Origin of the sequence: Mycolicibacterium septicum DSM 44393 (genome assembly GCF_000455325.1) — a bacterium.
Taxonomy (GTDB): domain Bacteria; phylum Actinomycetota; class Actinomycetes; order Mycobacteriales; family Mycobacteriaceae; genus Mycobacterium; species Mycobacterium septicum.
Genome location: NZ_HG322951.1, coordinates 2,390,459 through 2,404,841 on the forward strand (window position 1 = coordinate 2,390,459; position 14,383 = coordinate 2,404,841).

General features: G+C 64.6%; 9 protein-coding genes. 6 read left to right on the forward strand and 3 right to left on the reverse strand.

The features are described 5' to 3' along the window. Positions 1-7: 7 nt before the first annotated feature. Positions 8-736: a helix-turn-helix domain-containing protein gene (locus TX88_RS33275; RefSeq protein ID WP_084621872.1), complete on the reverse strand. Its 729-nt coding sequence runs from the start codon at positions 734-736 to the stop codon at positions 8-10. A gap of 695 nt (positions 737-1,431) precedes the next feature. Here TX88_RS33275 and TX88_RS11345 point away from each other — a divergent pair. Both TX88_RS11345 and TX88_RS33280 read left to right on the forward strand, forming a co-directional pair. Continuing rightward, positions 1,432-2,160, forward strand: a complete 729-nt coding sequence (locus TX88_RS11345; RefSeq protein ID WP_044516842.1) for a hypothetical protein — start codon at positions 1,432-1,434, stop codon at positions 2,158-2,160. A 39-nt stretch (positions 2,161-2,199) separates the two neighbouring features. Continuing rightward, entirely contained in the window at positions 2,200-2,496 is a 297-nt protein-coding gene (locus tag TX88_RS33280) for a hypothetical protein (protein WP_210741815.1), read from the forward strand. 216 nt (positions 2,497-2,712) lie between these two features. Here TX88_RS33280 and TX88_RS33285 read toward each other — a convergent pair whose 3' ends face one another. Then, complete coding sequence (locus tag TX88_RS33285; RefSeq protein ID WP_244438404.1) at positions 2,713-2,931, reverse strand: hypothetical protein; 219 nt, start codon at positions 2,929-2,931, stop codon at positions 2,713-2,715. Between the two features lie 283 nt (positions 2,932-3,214). Between TX88_RS33285 and TX88_RS11350 the strand changes: the two genes are divergently transcribed. Genes TX88_RS11350 through TX88_RS11360 form a run of 3 tightly spaced genes read left to right on the forward strand, consistent with a single transcriptional unit; the run spans position 3,215 to position 6,929 of the window. Continuing rightward, positions 3,215-3,742 (forward strand): hypothetical protein, encoded by a 528-nt coding sequence (locus tag TX88_RS11350; RefSeq protein WP_084621875.1) that lies wholly within the window; start codon positions 3,215-3,217, stop codon positions 3,740-3,742. After that, the gene (locus TX88_RS11355) at positions 3,742-6,171 is read left to right on the forward strand and encodes an EspK C-terminal domain-containing protein (protein ID WP_044519312.1); all 2,430 of its coding nucleotides are present in this window, start codon (positions 3,742-3,744) and stop codon (positions 6,169-6,171) included. Before TX88_RS11350 ends, TX88_RS11355 begins: the two co-directional genes overlap by 1 nt. Further along, positions 6,168-6,929, forward strand: coding sequence for a hypothetical protein (locus TX88_RS11360; protein ID WP_044516845.1), 762 nt, complete (start codon positions 6,168-6,170; stop codon positions 6,927-6,929). The genes TX88_RS11355 and TX88_RS11360 overlap by 4 nt, the downstream gene beginning before the upstream one ends. A 34-nt stretch (positions 6,930-6,963) precedes the next feature. Here TX88_RS11360 and mobF read toward each other — a convergent pair whose 3' ends face one another. Next, positions 6,964-11,556: a MobF family relaxase gene (mobF, locus tag TX88_RS11365; RefSeq protein ID WP_209446970.1), complete on the reverse strand. Its 4,593-nt coding sequence runs from the start codon at positions 11,554-11,556 to the stop codon at positions 6,964-6,966. 1,235 nt (positions 11,557-12,791) lie between these two features. Here mobF and TX88_RS11370 point away from each other — a divergent pair. Then, positions 12,792-14,300: an SIR2 family protein gene (locus TX88_RS11370; protein ID WP_162563123.1), complete on the forward strand. Its 1,509-nt coding sequence runs from the start codon at positions 12,792-12,794 to the stop codon at positions 14,298-14,300. Positions 14,301-14,383 lie beyond the last annotated feature (83 nt).

Genomic DNA, 14,383 nt, shown 5'->3' on the forward strand with positions numbered 1-14,383 from the left:
CCGCTGCTTATGTGCCGCCCGCCTGTGTGACTGTGATCGTGCGCGACAAGGGGTCTTCGCACTCGCCGCACCACGGCCTCTTTCGCCGGACGGAGAAGGTCGGTGGGGTTGGCAGCTCTGATAGCCGCGACGCAAGAACGGCAGCGGGATTACGGACTCCCTCAGGCCGGGATGAAAGGTGGGCCAACAACGTTTGCGATGTCCAGCCCGCCGCGAATGCCTCCTCGATTGCCGGTGACAGTCTTTTCGCTTCTCTCCTGCTAATTCGCCACGGCGTGGGAAGAGACTCGAGCACGGAGGCCGATGATGGTTCGGGTGGTGGTTCTATTGAAGGGTTCAAGGGGTCCGCGAATTGGACCTCCGGCGGTCCGGGAGGCGAACCGTCTCGGTCTGGAGATTGGACGGTCCCGGTCGCGTTGGCGGACTGAGGGAGTCCGACATCAAGACTGGGGCGCGAGTGCGTCGCATCGGGAACTTTGAGGAGGTAGTGACTTGGGCGTCTGGCTCCGGATTTGTGGTACTGAGCAACTCGCACAACGAGCCCGGCGTCTTCCAGCTTGTTGAGCGCCTTTAGGACCGTGCTTCGCGCAGCACAAGATTCCGACACGAGCGTACCTAGGGACGGGTAGCAGGAGAGGCTTTGGTCTGCGCGGTTCGCTAGCAGCACGAGGATAAGACGCTCGATAGGAGTCTCGACCTCGATACTTATTGACCAGTTGAGTGCTATCCAACTCATCTATCGCCCCTACTTACCAAAATCATTGCGTCGATCATTCGGTTTCCACACTCTCTCGAACGGCTAAAGGCGAACGCTCGGACGGACGTCGTGCACGCTCGCTCCGGCTGTCACGAGCTGTAGCAATCTCGGTTAACCGGAACGTAGTTGAACGGATGAAACGGCGTCCACTACGTTGGGCAACTTAGTCAGATTTCAATGCCTGTCGTCATCCCGCCCGGACAAAAGGCGAATCTGGAACGGTGCGGGGCGCTCCGCCGCGACCGGCCATGTCGTCTGCGCAAGCGGGCATCAGAAACATCCACGCAGGGACCGCAGATATGCGTCCCCCTGTGGTCTACCCGTACGAGCCGGGCAACCCGAAAATAGTTTTGCAGCAGCATGGTTGATCACTAGTTGAGTGCTAGTTGACCCCTAGTTGGCGACTCATTGTGCACTGGTGAAGCATTCATTAGTCCATGAACGTATGCGTCCCTGATAGTCAGCCGGGGGCGACCAGTACTGTTGTTAGGTAATATATTTGGATTGGTGGTCAATCACCGCGCTGTACCGGTAGCCTGGGGGTGTGTACCGCACCACGTCGGCTGCAGGCTTAGGGCGATGCCAGTTGAGCCCCGTCGAACGCGCGCGCCTCGTCGTTGTGGTCACGGTGACAATGGGTCCGATTGGCTTCTCCGAAGTCACGGAGGCATGTTGTGAACGATGAACTGAGTCAGGCAAATAACCGCGGATTCGAGCTCGGCAGGAGACATGCCGCACTTGCGGATGTCATTGGACAAGCAGCACTCTGGGCAAGATCTTTCGGGGTTTCAACCGCCGAGGTCCTACCTGATGGGTCGGTGTTCATGACATACCCGCTCACGCAGCATGCTGACTACCTCATGGAGCTTTGGAGGCTTCTTGGGGGCGCGTGCGTCAACCTGGCCTCCTCTTTCGAAGGCCGCATGAGCGCCCAGGAAGTGTCAGTAACGCCACTCAGTTACGGGGCTGCGATCCAGTCACCGACATACGTGATCGGCGCAGACTTCGTACACGTCCTTCAATCAAGAAGCGCGCATCGCTCGACTTTGCAGGATCTTTGGCGAAATGAAGTGACAAACGCAGCAATGTATCTCAGTGTTTGCGGTATTCGCACTGACGGGCTGGAGCGGTATGCCTCGATCTCACAAGCGCTCTTCGACGACGCTTCGACAGTGGTTCGTGAAGCCTACGCACACTCGGTGGCGGTCACCTATGGGCGGATTTGGGCTCGTGCTTCCCAGGCCAATGAGGGACGGGTACTCATGGCATGGATGAAGGCACTGGCTGACGGAGGGTTCAGCTTCGAGGAGTGCGTCTTGGAACTGCGCGACCTAAAAGTTGCATCGCCGGAGGCGGTGTCCTGTTGCCTCAATAGCAAGAGTGCTTGGCTGCACGAAGAATGAGCGTCCTGATTCTGGCGGGCATTCCTAATACGGAGTTCGATGTCCGAGTTGCGTTGTTTGATTTCAGATATCAAGGACGGTGTTGTGTGCGCTGCAGGTAAGGACGTCGGGGTCGGTCGGAGCGTCCCTGGTCGAAAGTCTGTCGATATTTTGCTCTCGGTGCCTGAAGAATTGAAAGAGCGCATGGTCAACACCATCGCGTGGACGCGGCCCCATACCGGCATCAGTACTCAACAACAGTTCATCCGCAAGGCAATGGCTGATCTATGTGACCAGCTCGAACGTGATTACAACGGCAGCAGAACATTTGAACCACCCGTAGTTCTCGACGAGTGAAGGCATTCCTCGCAGACTCGGCGGCCTGGCTCCCTCGTAGATGCGCGGCGAGCTCGCCGCAGTCGACGACCTCGGCGGGTCAGTCCGTCGTTTGTCCCCTGCGAGTCGGAGGTAGCGGGAATTTCATCCGTTAGTGTCTGACCTCGGTATGCCGTAGCGAGCGTGGATCTCCTCCTCGCTGAGCGTGCTGTCTGCTTCTGACTCCTGCAGCGATCCTCACAGGTCTGCCTCATTGATGGGCCAGTCATCGTCGTCGAGTGCAGCGCTTATGTCCTCGTCGGCCGGGTCAGGCTCTTCCCACACCGCGACTTCGGTAGGGGGTAGCGGCTCGTCGAAGTCACCTGGGATAGCGAGTTCGGGCAGTTGACCGAAGCGGCGCGGGGGAGTTGGCGGCAGAGAAAGCTCTGATCCAGCGTTACCGTCCTCGCTTGTCACCCCTCCAGGATAGGGAAGTTGGGACATCCGGCGCGGGAACGGACGGGCTCATCGTGGTGGGCGACGCACTCAGGCGCTCGCTTCTGGCTTTCGCCTCGTTGTCGTCGAACTTCGATTCCACTCGCGAGGTTTCACTGCTCAAATCTCGGCCACTTCAGGCACACCCTCCACCAGCGCTGATTTGTCGAGTGTTACCTATAGGCAACAGAACTGCGGAAATTTGCTCTTTCGAATGTGCCCTCGGCGGTGGCCCGGTGTCACTCGCTCGCGATACCGTCGTGTCATGACCATGAGGGGCCGGTGGCGTCATCGCACCGGGATCACCGCCGCGAGGGCGGCGTTCGCGGTCGCAATAGGTGCAGTGGTGACCAGCGGCCTGGCCCTCACTCATCCGGTCGAACCGAGCCAGCACACGGTGAACGTGGTTCCCTCGCCGCCACCCACCTACAGCAGCAGCGACACCGCGGCCGCGAAGGCGGCGGCCTGCTCGGAGTGGGATCGGGCGGCACGGTCGACGGCGTTGGCGAGCAGGTCCAGCGCCGAGGCGCTGGAGCAGAGCTGGATAAGCCCGGAGAGCCTCGCCGCGCTGGCCACGGAGAAACGTACCGGTATGGCCGCGGTTTCGTACCTGCGTACGCAACTGACTCACGCCACACCGGCTTCGACAGCAATACCGCTGCACGATTGGATGGCGGCCAACATCGACATGTTGCACGCGCTGAACATGCGGCACTGGGACGAGGCCGCTCGCGAACTAAAACGCGGTAACGATCTGATTGATGTCATCACGTCCGAGTGCGGGTTGCGCTGATGCCGGCTGTCGGAGGGTCTGACGGATCGTATGGGCGGCTGATCGTTACGCCGGACATGGAGCCGCCGGACGCTACGCACTGGGACATTCAGGAGCAGACCTACCGGGCCGGTGCGACGTCGTGGGACGGAATCCACCAGCAGATCGTCACTGACAGCGCGGAGTTTCGCGATGCCGCGGATTCGCAGGGCTTCGACGAGGTTCATCGGGTGAACGCGGTGTTGGCCGAGGAAGCCAAGACGATCGCTGAGTGGCACGACAAGTGCGCCAACAAGTGCGCCGATATCGCCACGGTGCTGCGCGATACGCGCTCGGGGCAGGAGCAGCTCGTCCGCGAGGCAGACGCCAAGATCGCGAGCGCGAAGCTCCCAGGCGAAGCCGAAGTCCTGGTGACCCAGTACCACGGCATAGCCCGATACCAGACCGAGGCGGGAGTGACTGCCGCAATGGCATCGCATACCTCGTTCAAGGCGAGCACCGAAAACACAAGGGCACTCGACCTTTTGACGAAATGGGGCGACGTTCCCACCGCTCCACCAGTCCAGCCCGTCGACCACACGTCGCCCGGTATTGAACAGGACGAAAACCCCTACCGCTACACCGAAAAGCGGGAAGCCGGGGCTGACGCACCCGAGGCTGTGGCCGACGCGCCGACCGATCCTGCAGGTACGTCAACCACGCAGCCTGGAGTTAGTCCCGGCAGCAAGTCGGCCGCAGGTGATGAGGGGATCAATGCTGCGACCGGGCCGGAAACGCAGCCGACGCCTGACGTGACTTCTTCGTCAGCGGCTTCAGCGCTCGGCGGCGCCGGTATGCCGTCTATGGGCGGCATGGGTGGCGGCGGGATGGGTTCCGGTGGGGTTCCGAAGATGCCCGGCGGTCTGGGAAGTGGCGGCATGCCGGGGATGGGGTCTAACCCGCAGAGTGGCGGTCTCGGTCAGATGCGCGGCGCAGCAAGTGGTTTGTCGAACTCAGGAGCCGTGTCAGGTGCGGGCAGCGCGTCGCCGTTGTCGTCGGCGTTCAATCAGGGAATGTCGACGACGGCGGGGATGGGTGGCGGAATGCCGTCTGCACCGCCTCCAGCGCCGGCGAGTCCGTCTCCGGCCCTATCGGCGGGTGGTGGGCATGCGGCACCCCCGGTGTCGGCGGCTCCCGGTGGGGGCGTCTCGACGGCCGCGGTGCATCCGGGCATGGTGTCGCCCGCCGCCCCGGCTGCCTCGCCTACCGGCGCGGGGACCGGTGGCGGTGGTGCGCCGATGATGTTGCCGCCGGGTTCGATGGGTCCCCCAGCGGGTGCGCCGCCCCCGGCGCCAACCGTGCCCGTGGGCACTTTCGGCTCGACGAATGCCCCGGCAGCGCCCGCCCCGTCCGCAGCTAGTGCGGCTGCGGGACCGACTCTGATTCCGGCCAGTGTGGTCGCTGCGGGCCAGACAGCGGCCGCGCGGGAGCGCCGCGAGTCGGCTGACGCAGCGGCAGCCAGGGAGTTGGTCTGGAAGCTGCAGCACGCGGCCTACATGGCGCGCAATCCCGCGGCGGGGTGGTCGGTCGGGGTGTTCCGGTCTCCGAGCGACACCGAGACGGTCATCACTTCCAATGACGGGTCCAGCTACATCCCGGCGGGGGTGTTCGTTCCGCGCTCGGTGCGAGTACTTTCCATAGATCCGTTGCTGGACGATGATTTTCGGCAGAGGTGGTTTGGCTGGAGTGATCCTGCGCGGGTTCTTGTCGAGTACGCCCAGCTGCGCGCGCAGTGGGGCTGGAAGCTGGTCGCAGCAGCCACCACGGCGGGGGTCAGCGTCTTGCGTGATGCCGGGGTGGAGCATCCACCGTCGTGCTCAGGCGAGGTCAATCCGCTGCTGCAGCCAGGCGTCGATGTGCCCGCCCCGGTGCTCGACGAGATGCACGTGCATCGGCTGGCGGTGCTGTGGCCCGAGGTGTATCCGCGGCTGCTGCGCATCATGGACGCCCACCCAATTTTTCAGGACCGGATCGTCTCGGCGGTGACCGCGGCGCTGATCGCTGCAGCGACAACCCAGGCCCAAGTCATCGAAGGCGGGATCCACGATGCGCTACGCGGGGTCTGGGCGCTTCGCGGTAGCGACCGAGAGCCAACCCTGCAGCAGTGGGCGGACTATGACAAGGCGGCCAAAGCCCTCAACGTCATGACCGCGATGCGCCGACCGGCTTACGCCACCAACACCGGCGCAGACGCCGATCCCTGCGACACCACCGAATTTCTGGCCGACTACCGGGCGCACTGGATCGCTGCGCGCACCGCCGAACACATTGGCGGGTGGTCCAGGCGCCCGCTGCCGCTCCCCGACATGTGTTACGCCGCAGCCGCTACCGGCGACCCTCACCTGCGCGACATGATCGTCAAGGCTCTCGTCAGCGTTGAAGAGGACCTCCAATACGTGGCTCCCCGATGACGACTCCAGAGGGAGCGGACGGCGCGGCCTGGAGAATTGAGCTGGAGCGCTGGCATGCCGAGCTGGCCAACACCATCGACCAAGCATCTCTGTGGGCACGGGAGTTTCACGTGTCCACCGGGGACGGTCTCTTGGGCGATACCTCGGCACCGCCGAGCTATCCGCTGACCGGGTACGCCCACCGGCTGGAACAGATCGGTGCGACGCTGAAGATGGTGTGCGCGAACGCCTCTCTTGACCCGCCCGTCTTGAGTTGGGATCGCACCACACTGGAAGCACCGCCGAGGATCCGGATATCTGGGCGCGACCCCGATTGGCGAGAGGCCGACTACACCGAGGGCGGCCAATATCTCCTGTACATCCGGCCAAGCGCCCCAAATCCCGATATCTCTACTGCGCAACAGCATTGGCGCGCTGCGCTTCAGTTCGCCGCTCCGTCGGTGCTGGAACGCGAGTTCGGGATACCGCAGCTCGCTACCTACGCGGAGCAAGCTCAAGGACAGTTCGACATCGCCCATGACACGGTGCGTGCGGCATTCCTTGACAGCGTGGCCGCCACCTACGGCCGGATATGGGCCACGTGGCCCACAACCGGTGAAAGTGCACGACCGCTGATGATGTGGATGACAGAGCTTACGCAGTTCGGCTGTTCAGTCGAGGAGTGCGAAGCTGTGTTCCGCGATATCGAGGTGTTCGACCCCCAGGCCGTGGCGCACTGCCGCACGGGCCACGAATGGTGGCACCCGGAAACAGCTTGACCGCTGGAATTATGCGGCGGTGATGGCGTGTCCGTCAGTCGATGTCGAGGCCGTGTCCGCGGTCGCGATTCCTGCCCCGATCGCGTGTGGGTCCGGTGGTGAGGGTGCGCCAGCTGCGGGCGGCGAGGGCGCGGTGTTCGTCTGCGGCGGCGGCAAGTCTGGGATTGTCGATGTCGGGTGCGGGGCGGGTCTTTTCAGCCCAGGGGAGGCTGAGTCCGTCGAGGAGTCGTCGGGCGGGTCCGGGCTCTCCGTTGTCGATGAGCAGGAGTCGGCCGTGTGCGGAGACCAGGGCGGTGGCCACGGCCGCGAGGGCGTCGGGGTCGGCGGCCGCGGCGTCCTCGACGAGAATGACCGGCCCGCGCCGAGTGGGTTCGTGGATGGTGATCTGCTCGGCGAGGTGGTTGAGGCTCAGCCGGTTGGGTTGTGGTGTCGCGGTGACGCGGACGTGGTGGCGGTTGGCGTCGGTGGCCGCTGTGTGGATCGCTTCGGCGAGGTCGGGGGTGTAGCGCTCGGCCACCACAGTGGCCACGACGTAGGGCACCGACAGCGCGACCGCGGCAGGGTCGGTGAGCGGCCGCGGGAGGGTGAGCGGGTCGGCGTTGCGCCAGGAGGCGGCCAGGACCTCGACGAGCGCGCTCTCCGTGGCATGCATGCTTGCGCGCGTGCCGTCGCCCTGGGCGGTGGCAGGGTCGACGACGTGCCGATCGGGTAGGGCTGCGGTGGGGGACAGCGCGTCGGCCAGTCGCCACCACAACGCCGCGGCGGGCATTTCATCGGGCAGCGGTCCTCGCTGGGCCGCCGCGGTGATCGCAGCGCGAATGTCGTTGCCGCGGGCGGCTCCTGTGAGGTGGGCGGCCAGGGTGGGCCAGTAGGCGTCGGTGCGGATGCGGGGGTCGACCTTGTCGAGAAGGTCGTTGAAGCGGGTGGGGTCGGCGCCATCGCGCTCGATCGCGTCGGTGCCGTGGCGGTGCAGCAGGTCTTGGATTGCGCGGGTGGCCACCGGGTATTGGTGCGGGCCGGTGAGGCGGGTGTCGGCGTCCTGGACCCCGGTGGCGGCCCGGAACACGGCGATTTCTGCGGCCAGGGCGGGGTTTGCCGTGACTAGGGGCTGCGCCCAGTTCGGCGCGGTGTCGGGGGTCCAGGCTCGGGCTTGTTCGCGGATCTGCGCGGCCAGCTCCTCGACAAGGCTTTCGCGGCGGCGCAGGTAGTCGCCCCATTGCGGGTCGCCGGCCAGGGCGGCGGGGACGGCGGGCAGCCAGCGCAGCGGCCCGCAGTCGCTGCCGGCGGAACCGGTGGGGTCGATGCGGTAGTCCAGCACCGCGGCCGCGTCGGCGGCATCGTCGAGGCCGCCTCGAGCGTGGGCGGCGGCCAACAGTTCGCCGGGATCGGCTCCAGAGAGCGCCCGGATGGCCAGGCGACGACGCAGCACGGTCCACGCCGCGCAGGTACTGAGGTCGGTATGCACGGATTCAGCGAGGGCGTCGAGACGGTCGCGGGCACCCGCGCCGAGCTGGTGCTCGGCCGCAGCACCGAGGGCGTCGGTGAACATGTCGGCGGCCGCGGCGAGCCTGCGGGTCGGGTCGGCGGCCTGGCGGGCGGCCGTAGTGGCTGAGACCTGGCCGCCGTCGCGGGCCACGATCCGGGACAGAACGTCTACGGCGGTGTCGGGGTGGGTGGCCTTGGGAGCCAGGATGCGGTGCGGGTCGGCTTCGGCGGTCGACAGGTAGAGATGGTTTTCGGCGCGGCCGCGGGTGAGGGCGACGTAGAGCTGTTGGCGGGTCAGGTGCTCAGCACCTACCACATGGCAGCTGTGTCCGGCGGTGGAGCCCTGGGCGCCGTTGATGGTGGCGGCGTAGCCGAGGGTGACGTGTTCGGTGACGTAATCGGCCGGCAGGGTGATCTCCCGTCCGGTGCCGCGATGACGAGCCCGTAACGCCCCGTCACGGGCGACATCGAGGATTTCGAAGGTGTAGCCGTTGCGGACGTAATCAGTGCCCGACAGGGGCAGCCAGCGGGCATTGCGGCGGGTGCGGATGACGTCGCCGACGCTGGCACGGAGTTGGTCGGCAAGCACGGTTTCCCGACCCTGCCGCCAGTTCGGATCCGCGTCGACGAGGGCGGCCAGACGCGCAGTGCGGGCGCGGGCGTTGAGGTCGTCGACGATCGCGTTGGTGGGTCCCAAGAGCAGGCTGTCGCGCCCGGCGTCAAGGTCGGCCAGCCACGCCGAAAACGCGGTATCCGCGGCGGTCTGTTCGGTACCGACGTGAATGCGACCGGAGTCGATGTAGAAGCCGATCCCGGCCGGATCGCCGCCGCGCAGCGCCAGCGACGCCGCGGCCTCAGCGCGGGAGTGAAACCGCACGACTTCCGAAAGCGTTAGCGCCCCGGTCTCAGTAGCGATGTCGCGCAACACCCCGCCAGCCGAAATTGACGTCAACTGGCAGTCATCAGCAACCAGCCGCACACTCGCGCCCTTGCGCTGCGCGTCGGCGATCATCGCGTCCAGACCCGCGGTCGAAGCCATGCCGGACTCATCGACGATGATTAACGTGTCCGGTCCGATGTCGTTGAACCACTGCGGTGTTCCGAACGTCGCGGCGTTGTCCGGATCAGCGCAGTGGACGTACTTGTCGAGGGTGTCGGTGGTCGCGCCCAAATCCTCCCCGAGCACGATCGCCGCGGCCGCGGTCGGGGCCAATCCGAGGACATGTCCACCCGAGCTGCGCCACGCATGCGCCAGCGCGGCCATGGCCGTGGTCTTGCCCGCCCCGGCGGGCGCCAGCGCCAATGCGACGCGGCGTCCGCTGGTGGCCATCTGCTCGACGAGCGCGGCCTGACCGGGGTTAAGTGGCTTGCCGCGGGCGGCCGAGTCGGCCAGCGCGATATCGACCTCGGAGGTGGTGGCGACGCGGCCGTCGCAGCGTGCGACAGCGGCCAGGATGCGCTGCTCTGCGGCGAGAACTTCGCGGCTGGTGTAGGTCGCCACGCCGTGGCGGCTGTAGACGCTTGAACCGTCGCGGCGACGCAATGCGACAGGCTCACCCAACTCGCCGTCCTCGACACGGGCGTGAGGCACCGAGAACGCCTCAGAAAGTGCTGTGTCGGTGAGCCGTTCGACAAGCTGCGACACGTGTGCGACACCCGCGTTCCGCACGACCCGAAGGGCTTCGGCGCGCACGTGGTGGGCCTGCCAGGTCGCGCGCGATTCGGACACGGTGGCGATGATTGCGACAGCACGCGACGCCACCCATTCCGCGGTGATCTCCGGTGCCTTCTGGACGCGCCGGGGGCCCAAAACTGTGGCCAGCATGCGTTCCAATCCATCGTGGCCGAGGACCTCGATAGCTTGGGTGCGCCAGGTGGTGCGCTGCTCTGCGAAAGAGTGCGGTTCGTGCTTGGCTTCGCGCGATTCCAGGGTCGCTTGTTGAGCCAATGCGAGGGATTCGATGGTGGTGGGTTCGCGGCCGTGATTGTGCTGGAACTGCTTGGCCAGCTCGGCGGTGCGGGCCTTGATCGCGATGCCGCGACTCGACCAACGCATCATCAATTCCGCTGACATCCCAACGATCTCGCGCACGGGTCGTTTACCCCGTCCACGGGACGCCTCGGCGAAGTCCACACCGAGCCGGTCGATGGTGTGAACTTCCATGCGGGTGTTGTACATCTCCGAAGCCGCCACGATGAGCCGGTGCAGCGGTTGACCATCCAGAGCGAGCCAGCGGCGCACCCCATTTTGGTCGAGGTAAGACACCTTGTTGGCGATCGCTACATGGGTGTGTAGATCGGGGTCCCCGGCACGTGAATCGCGATGGGTGAACACCGCGGCGATGAGCCCTTCGGTGTCGACTTGTGCGACACCGTTGGTGCCGGTACGGGTGAAGGCGGCGTTGTCTTGCAGCCACTCCAACACGTCGGCCACCGCGGCTTCGTGAGCGGCCTCGATCTGCTCGGCAATCTCTCGCGGGGCAATCGCCCACAGCGCCGAAATCGACTTCACCGGAGAGAACGTCAAGTCATAGCCGGCCACCGCTGTAGTGCGTGCCCTGGTGGCCCGCGCGACGAACCCTGACAGCTCCCGTTCATCGGCGGGGTCACGGCCAAACTGCTCGGCGAACATCTCCCGAGCCACCTGTGTACGGATGCCTGCCCGCACGTCATCGTCGATAGTGGCGTTGCCCGCCAGACCGGCCCCGATGTTGTGAGCGCGGAAAGCTTTCCCGACACGACGGGTGAACTCCGACGAGCGCTCGTCCCGCACAGGGTATTTACGGCCTAACTGTGCGGCCGCGGTCGCGGGTTGAACGCGCAATCGCGGGGACAGATGGGCAAAAATTTTGTCGGCGTTGGGGTGCCAACCCAGCCCAAACAAGGCTTTCATTTGCTCCTCGGTGACCACCGATCCGCCTTCGACGGCCCACACGTTTCGGCGCACTTCATCGCTGACCTCACGGGCTCCTGTGTCGGCCAACGCAGCCAGGCCGCGGCCCATCCAGCGGCCCGGCGATTCGCCCTTGGCCGAGTAATAGTCAGCCAGGCTGGAGCGGCCCCGCTCGGTGCTGTCGGCGGCAGCGACCTGCCGCACCAGGTACAGGTAGCCGTCCCCGGCGGTCAGCTTGTGCATCGACATCACCGCCGCATGCACCCCTTGGCCCGCATGAGCCCGAAAGTACGGAGCCAGTCGCAGAAAAAACCACCACCAGAAGCAACATTCCCAACCGCCGTTACCAAACCGTGACCTTCATGCAAGAGGTGTGTTGGCTTTACGTCTGTGGAAACGGGGGTGCGGGCGAGTGGAGCTGAGGTAAGTCAGTGGGGTGGCGAGCGCGTACCGGTGAGATGCGTTGAGCAGGAGGTTAATTCGATGACGGAATGGGGGAGCGCGGTTAGGGATGAGGTGGGTGTAGCGGTGGCGGCGGTCGATGGCGGTGGCGTTGCGCCCGGAGCGCGGTGGCAGCGTCATGGGTGGCGTGCACTCCGGGGTGGTCCTGGGAGCTGACGAACAGCACGCCATCGCGGCGGGTGTGAGAATCCGACCCTCGCTGACGATGACCGCGACGACCGACCTGGCGCTACCTGTTCCGCCAGAACCAGGCCTCAGGCCACGTCTACCTGCTGTCGCCGTAGATCGTTACCCGCGCCTTGCACCCGTTACGCTGGTTTTGCAGACCTGCTGCACGTACAGCAGGCGCAACCCATGAGCGACGGCATAGCCGTGCAACGCGACCCGCCGCTGCACCGCGGCGAGATCACTACTTGTCTTGCCGCCCAGCAGGGGTCAGCAGTGTGCGCGGCTGCTTGCGTTGAACCGCCAGCACGACCACGAGAATGATCGCGGCAAACACCGCTAGGGGCAACTAGATTCACAGTTCACAGTTGGTCGTCGGATCGGCCGCGCATAGTTAGTCGCGGGCCGTACGTCTTGTCGGCGTTCGCGGGGTCACTGTTGAACGCTGTGGCCAGCTGCACGTATCCGGCGTCGAGACTGCTCGCTCAGCGTTTCGGGCTGGGTCGGGGCTCGCTGGGGGTGGGCGTCGCCATCCTTCAACAGTAAGCCGCGGTGGTGCCGCTGGACGTGGGTTGAGGGTGCGGCGGGGACGTGCGGTAGGGGGGGCTGCGTTGACCACGCTGAGCGCGCCAGTTAGATCACGTCTCGATGGCCGCGATCCGATGCCGCGACACATCGTCAAGGCACAAAGCTGCGGGCGACCGGACCTATCGCTGACTTAGCGACCAACTCGGGACGGGTGATCATGGACCGCGGGAGTCCCGGCAAAGTACTCGTCCATGGCAATATGGCCTGGTTGCGATGGGGGTTGCTGGCCGTCCGCGATCAAGCGATACATGGACTTGGGACGGGGCGAGATGACGACTGAACCAGTGAGGACTGTAGCGGCTGTTTTGGAGCGGTTTCAGTCGGCGGCGTTTTCAGATTTCGCCGCCGCATTCAACGAGGGCCAATACGTTCTGTGGCTTGGCTCTGGAATCTCTCGCGAGAGAGTGCCGAATGTCTATGAACTCCTCGAGCGCGTCGTAGAGCACCTCCGTTCGAACATCATCGACGGCAAAACGGACTGCGTTTATCACGCAGCCCTCGATGAAGTGTTGCGGCTCACCGGCATGACTCGCGAGGAACTAGACAGCATCGACCTCTCTATGACGGTCGGAGATTGGCCGCTTAAGGACCGTATGGTCTCGACGCTGGTCACGAAATACTCCCAAGTGCTTGAAATTGCCGTGGGCGACGAGAACCCCGACGACTACCTTGTGTGGACAGGTCTTGACGTCCCGACGACGTATGGGTCACCGGGTCTTGAGCCGGATGTGGAGCACTACTGCATCGCGATCCTCATGCTCGAAGGGCTCGTCACATCTGGGGTCACGGCGAACTGGGATGGCCTCATTGAGAAGGCCTTGGATGAACTGACTCCGGCGTTCGGTTCACTGGTTCGGGTGGTCGTCAAAGGAGACGATTTTCGTATCGCCGGGCGGCGTATCGAGGTCATCAAGTTACACGGCTGTGCCGTGCGGGCCCGAGCTGACGAGGCCGGGTATCGAGGGCTCCTCGTCGCTCGCGAATCACAAATCTCGGGATGGACTGAGCAACCCGAGAACAGGCCGATGCGCAAGCGCCTCGAGGTGCTGTACGCGGACCGGTTGACGTTGATGGTGGGCCTATCGGCCCAGGACGCGAACCTTCATACGATGTTCGCAGCCGCCGCCCAAGACTTGGCTCGGCCGTGGCCGGCGTCGCCGCCTGCGGTTGTTCTCAGTGAGGAGCGACTGGAGCCGTATCACCGAATTCTGCTCAAGAGTACGTACGGTTCGAATCACCAGGGGAACGCCGACGCTATCGCACGGTCGGCACTTCTTGGCGCATATGGCAAGCCAACATTGCTGGCGCTGGTCTTGGGGTCGCTCACCGACAAGTTGAGTTACCTAATTGAGCACGTGGTAGGAACGTCGTGGGGTCCGGCTGCTGTCAAGCAATTACAGACAGACCTCCTCGGCCTCCGTAACTCGGCAGCCACTCATGCTGACCCCGACAACTACGAAGCGCTTGAGCATTCGGAAATCGCACAGTTTCAGCGGGAATTTCTCGCGCGTCTCATCGACGCGGTCAATTCGGCGCTAACCGTGTTTCGAACGGGCTGCATCCCATCTCACGATGAACGCCGCTATGACCCGTTGTCGGACCGTCCCGCTAACCAGGCGGTTCATAACGCTGACTTTCCGTCGAAGCAGTTCGGGTGGTTCGGTGTTGCGCTGGCGCTGATTGGTCACGGTCTGGCCCAGGGTGTTCACTCGCCCATTCGACAGTTGTCCACCCAACCGATCATGATCGCCCGACATGGGAGACAAGACAGGAAATGAGACAACGTTAACTGCGGATACATCCGGTCGGCACTGGCGTCGGCTGGCTGTCTCGTTTCTACAAACGAGCCAACGCGTGACGG

Excerpts from the sequence above, each read along its gene's own strand:
- TX88_RS33275 (WP_084621872.1), bottom strand. The coding sequence starts at position 736 with ATGAGTTGGATAGCACTCAACTGGTCAATAAGTATCGAGGTCGAGACT.
- TX88_RS33280 (WP_210741815.1), top strand. The coding sequence starts at position 2,200 with ATGTCCGAGTTGCGTTGTTTGATTTCAGATATCAAGGACGGTGTTGTG.
- TX88_RS11355 (WP_044519312.1), top strand. The coding sequence starts at position 3,742 with ATGCCGGCTGTCGGAGGGTCTGACGGATCGTATGGGCGGCTGATCGTT.
- TX88_RS11350 (WP_084621875.1), top strand. The coding sequence starts at position 3,215 with ATGACCATGAGGGGCCGGTGGCGTCATCGCACCGGGATCACCGCCGCG.
- TX88_RS11370 (WP_162563123.1), top strand. The coding sequence starts at position 12,792 with ATGACGACTGAACCAGTGAGGACTGTAGCGGCTGTTTTGGAGCGGTTT.
- TX88_RS11360 (WP_044516845.1), top strand. The coding sequence starts at position 6,168 with ATGACGACTCCAGAGGGAGCGGACGGCGCGGCCTGGAGAATTGAGCTG.
- mobF (WP_209446970.1), bottom strand. The coding sequence starts at position 11,556 with ATGTCGATGCACAAGCTGACCGCCGGGGACGGCTACCTGTACCTGGTG.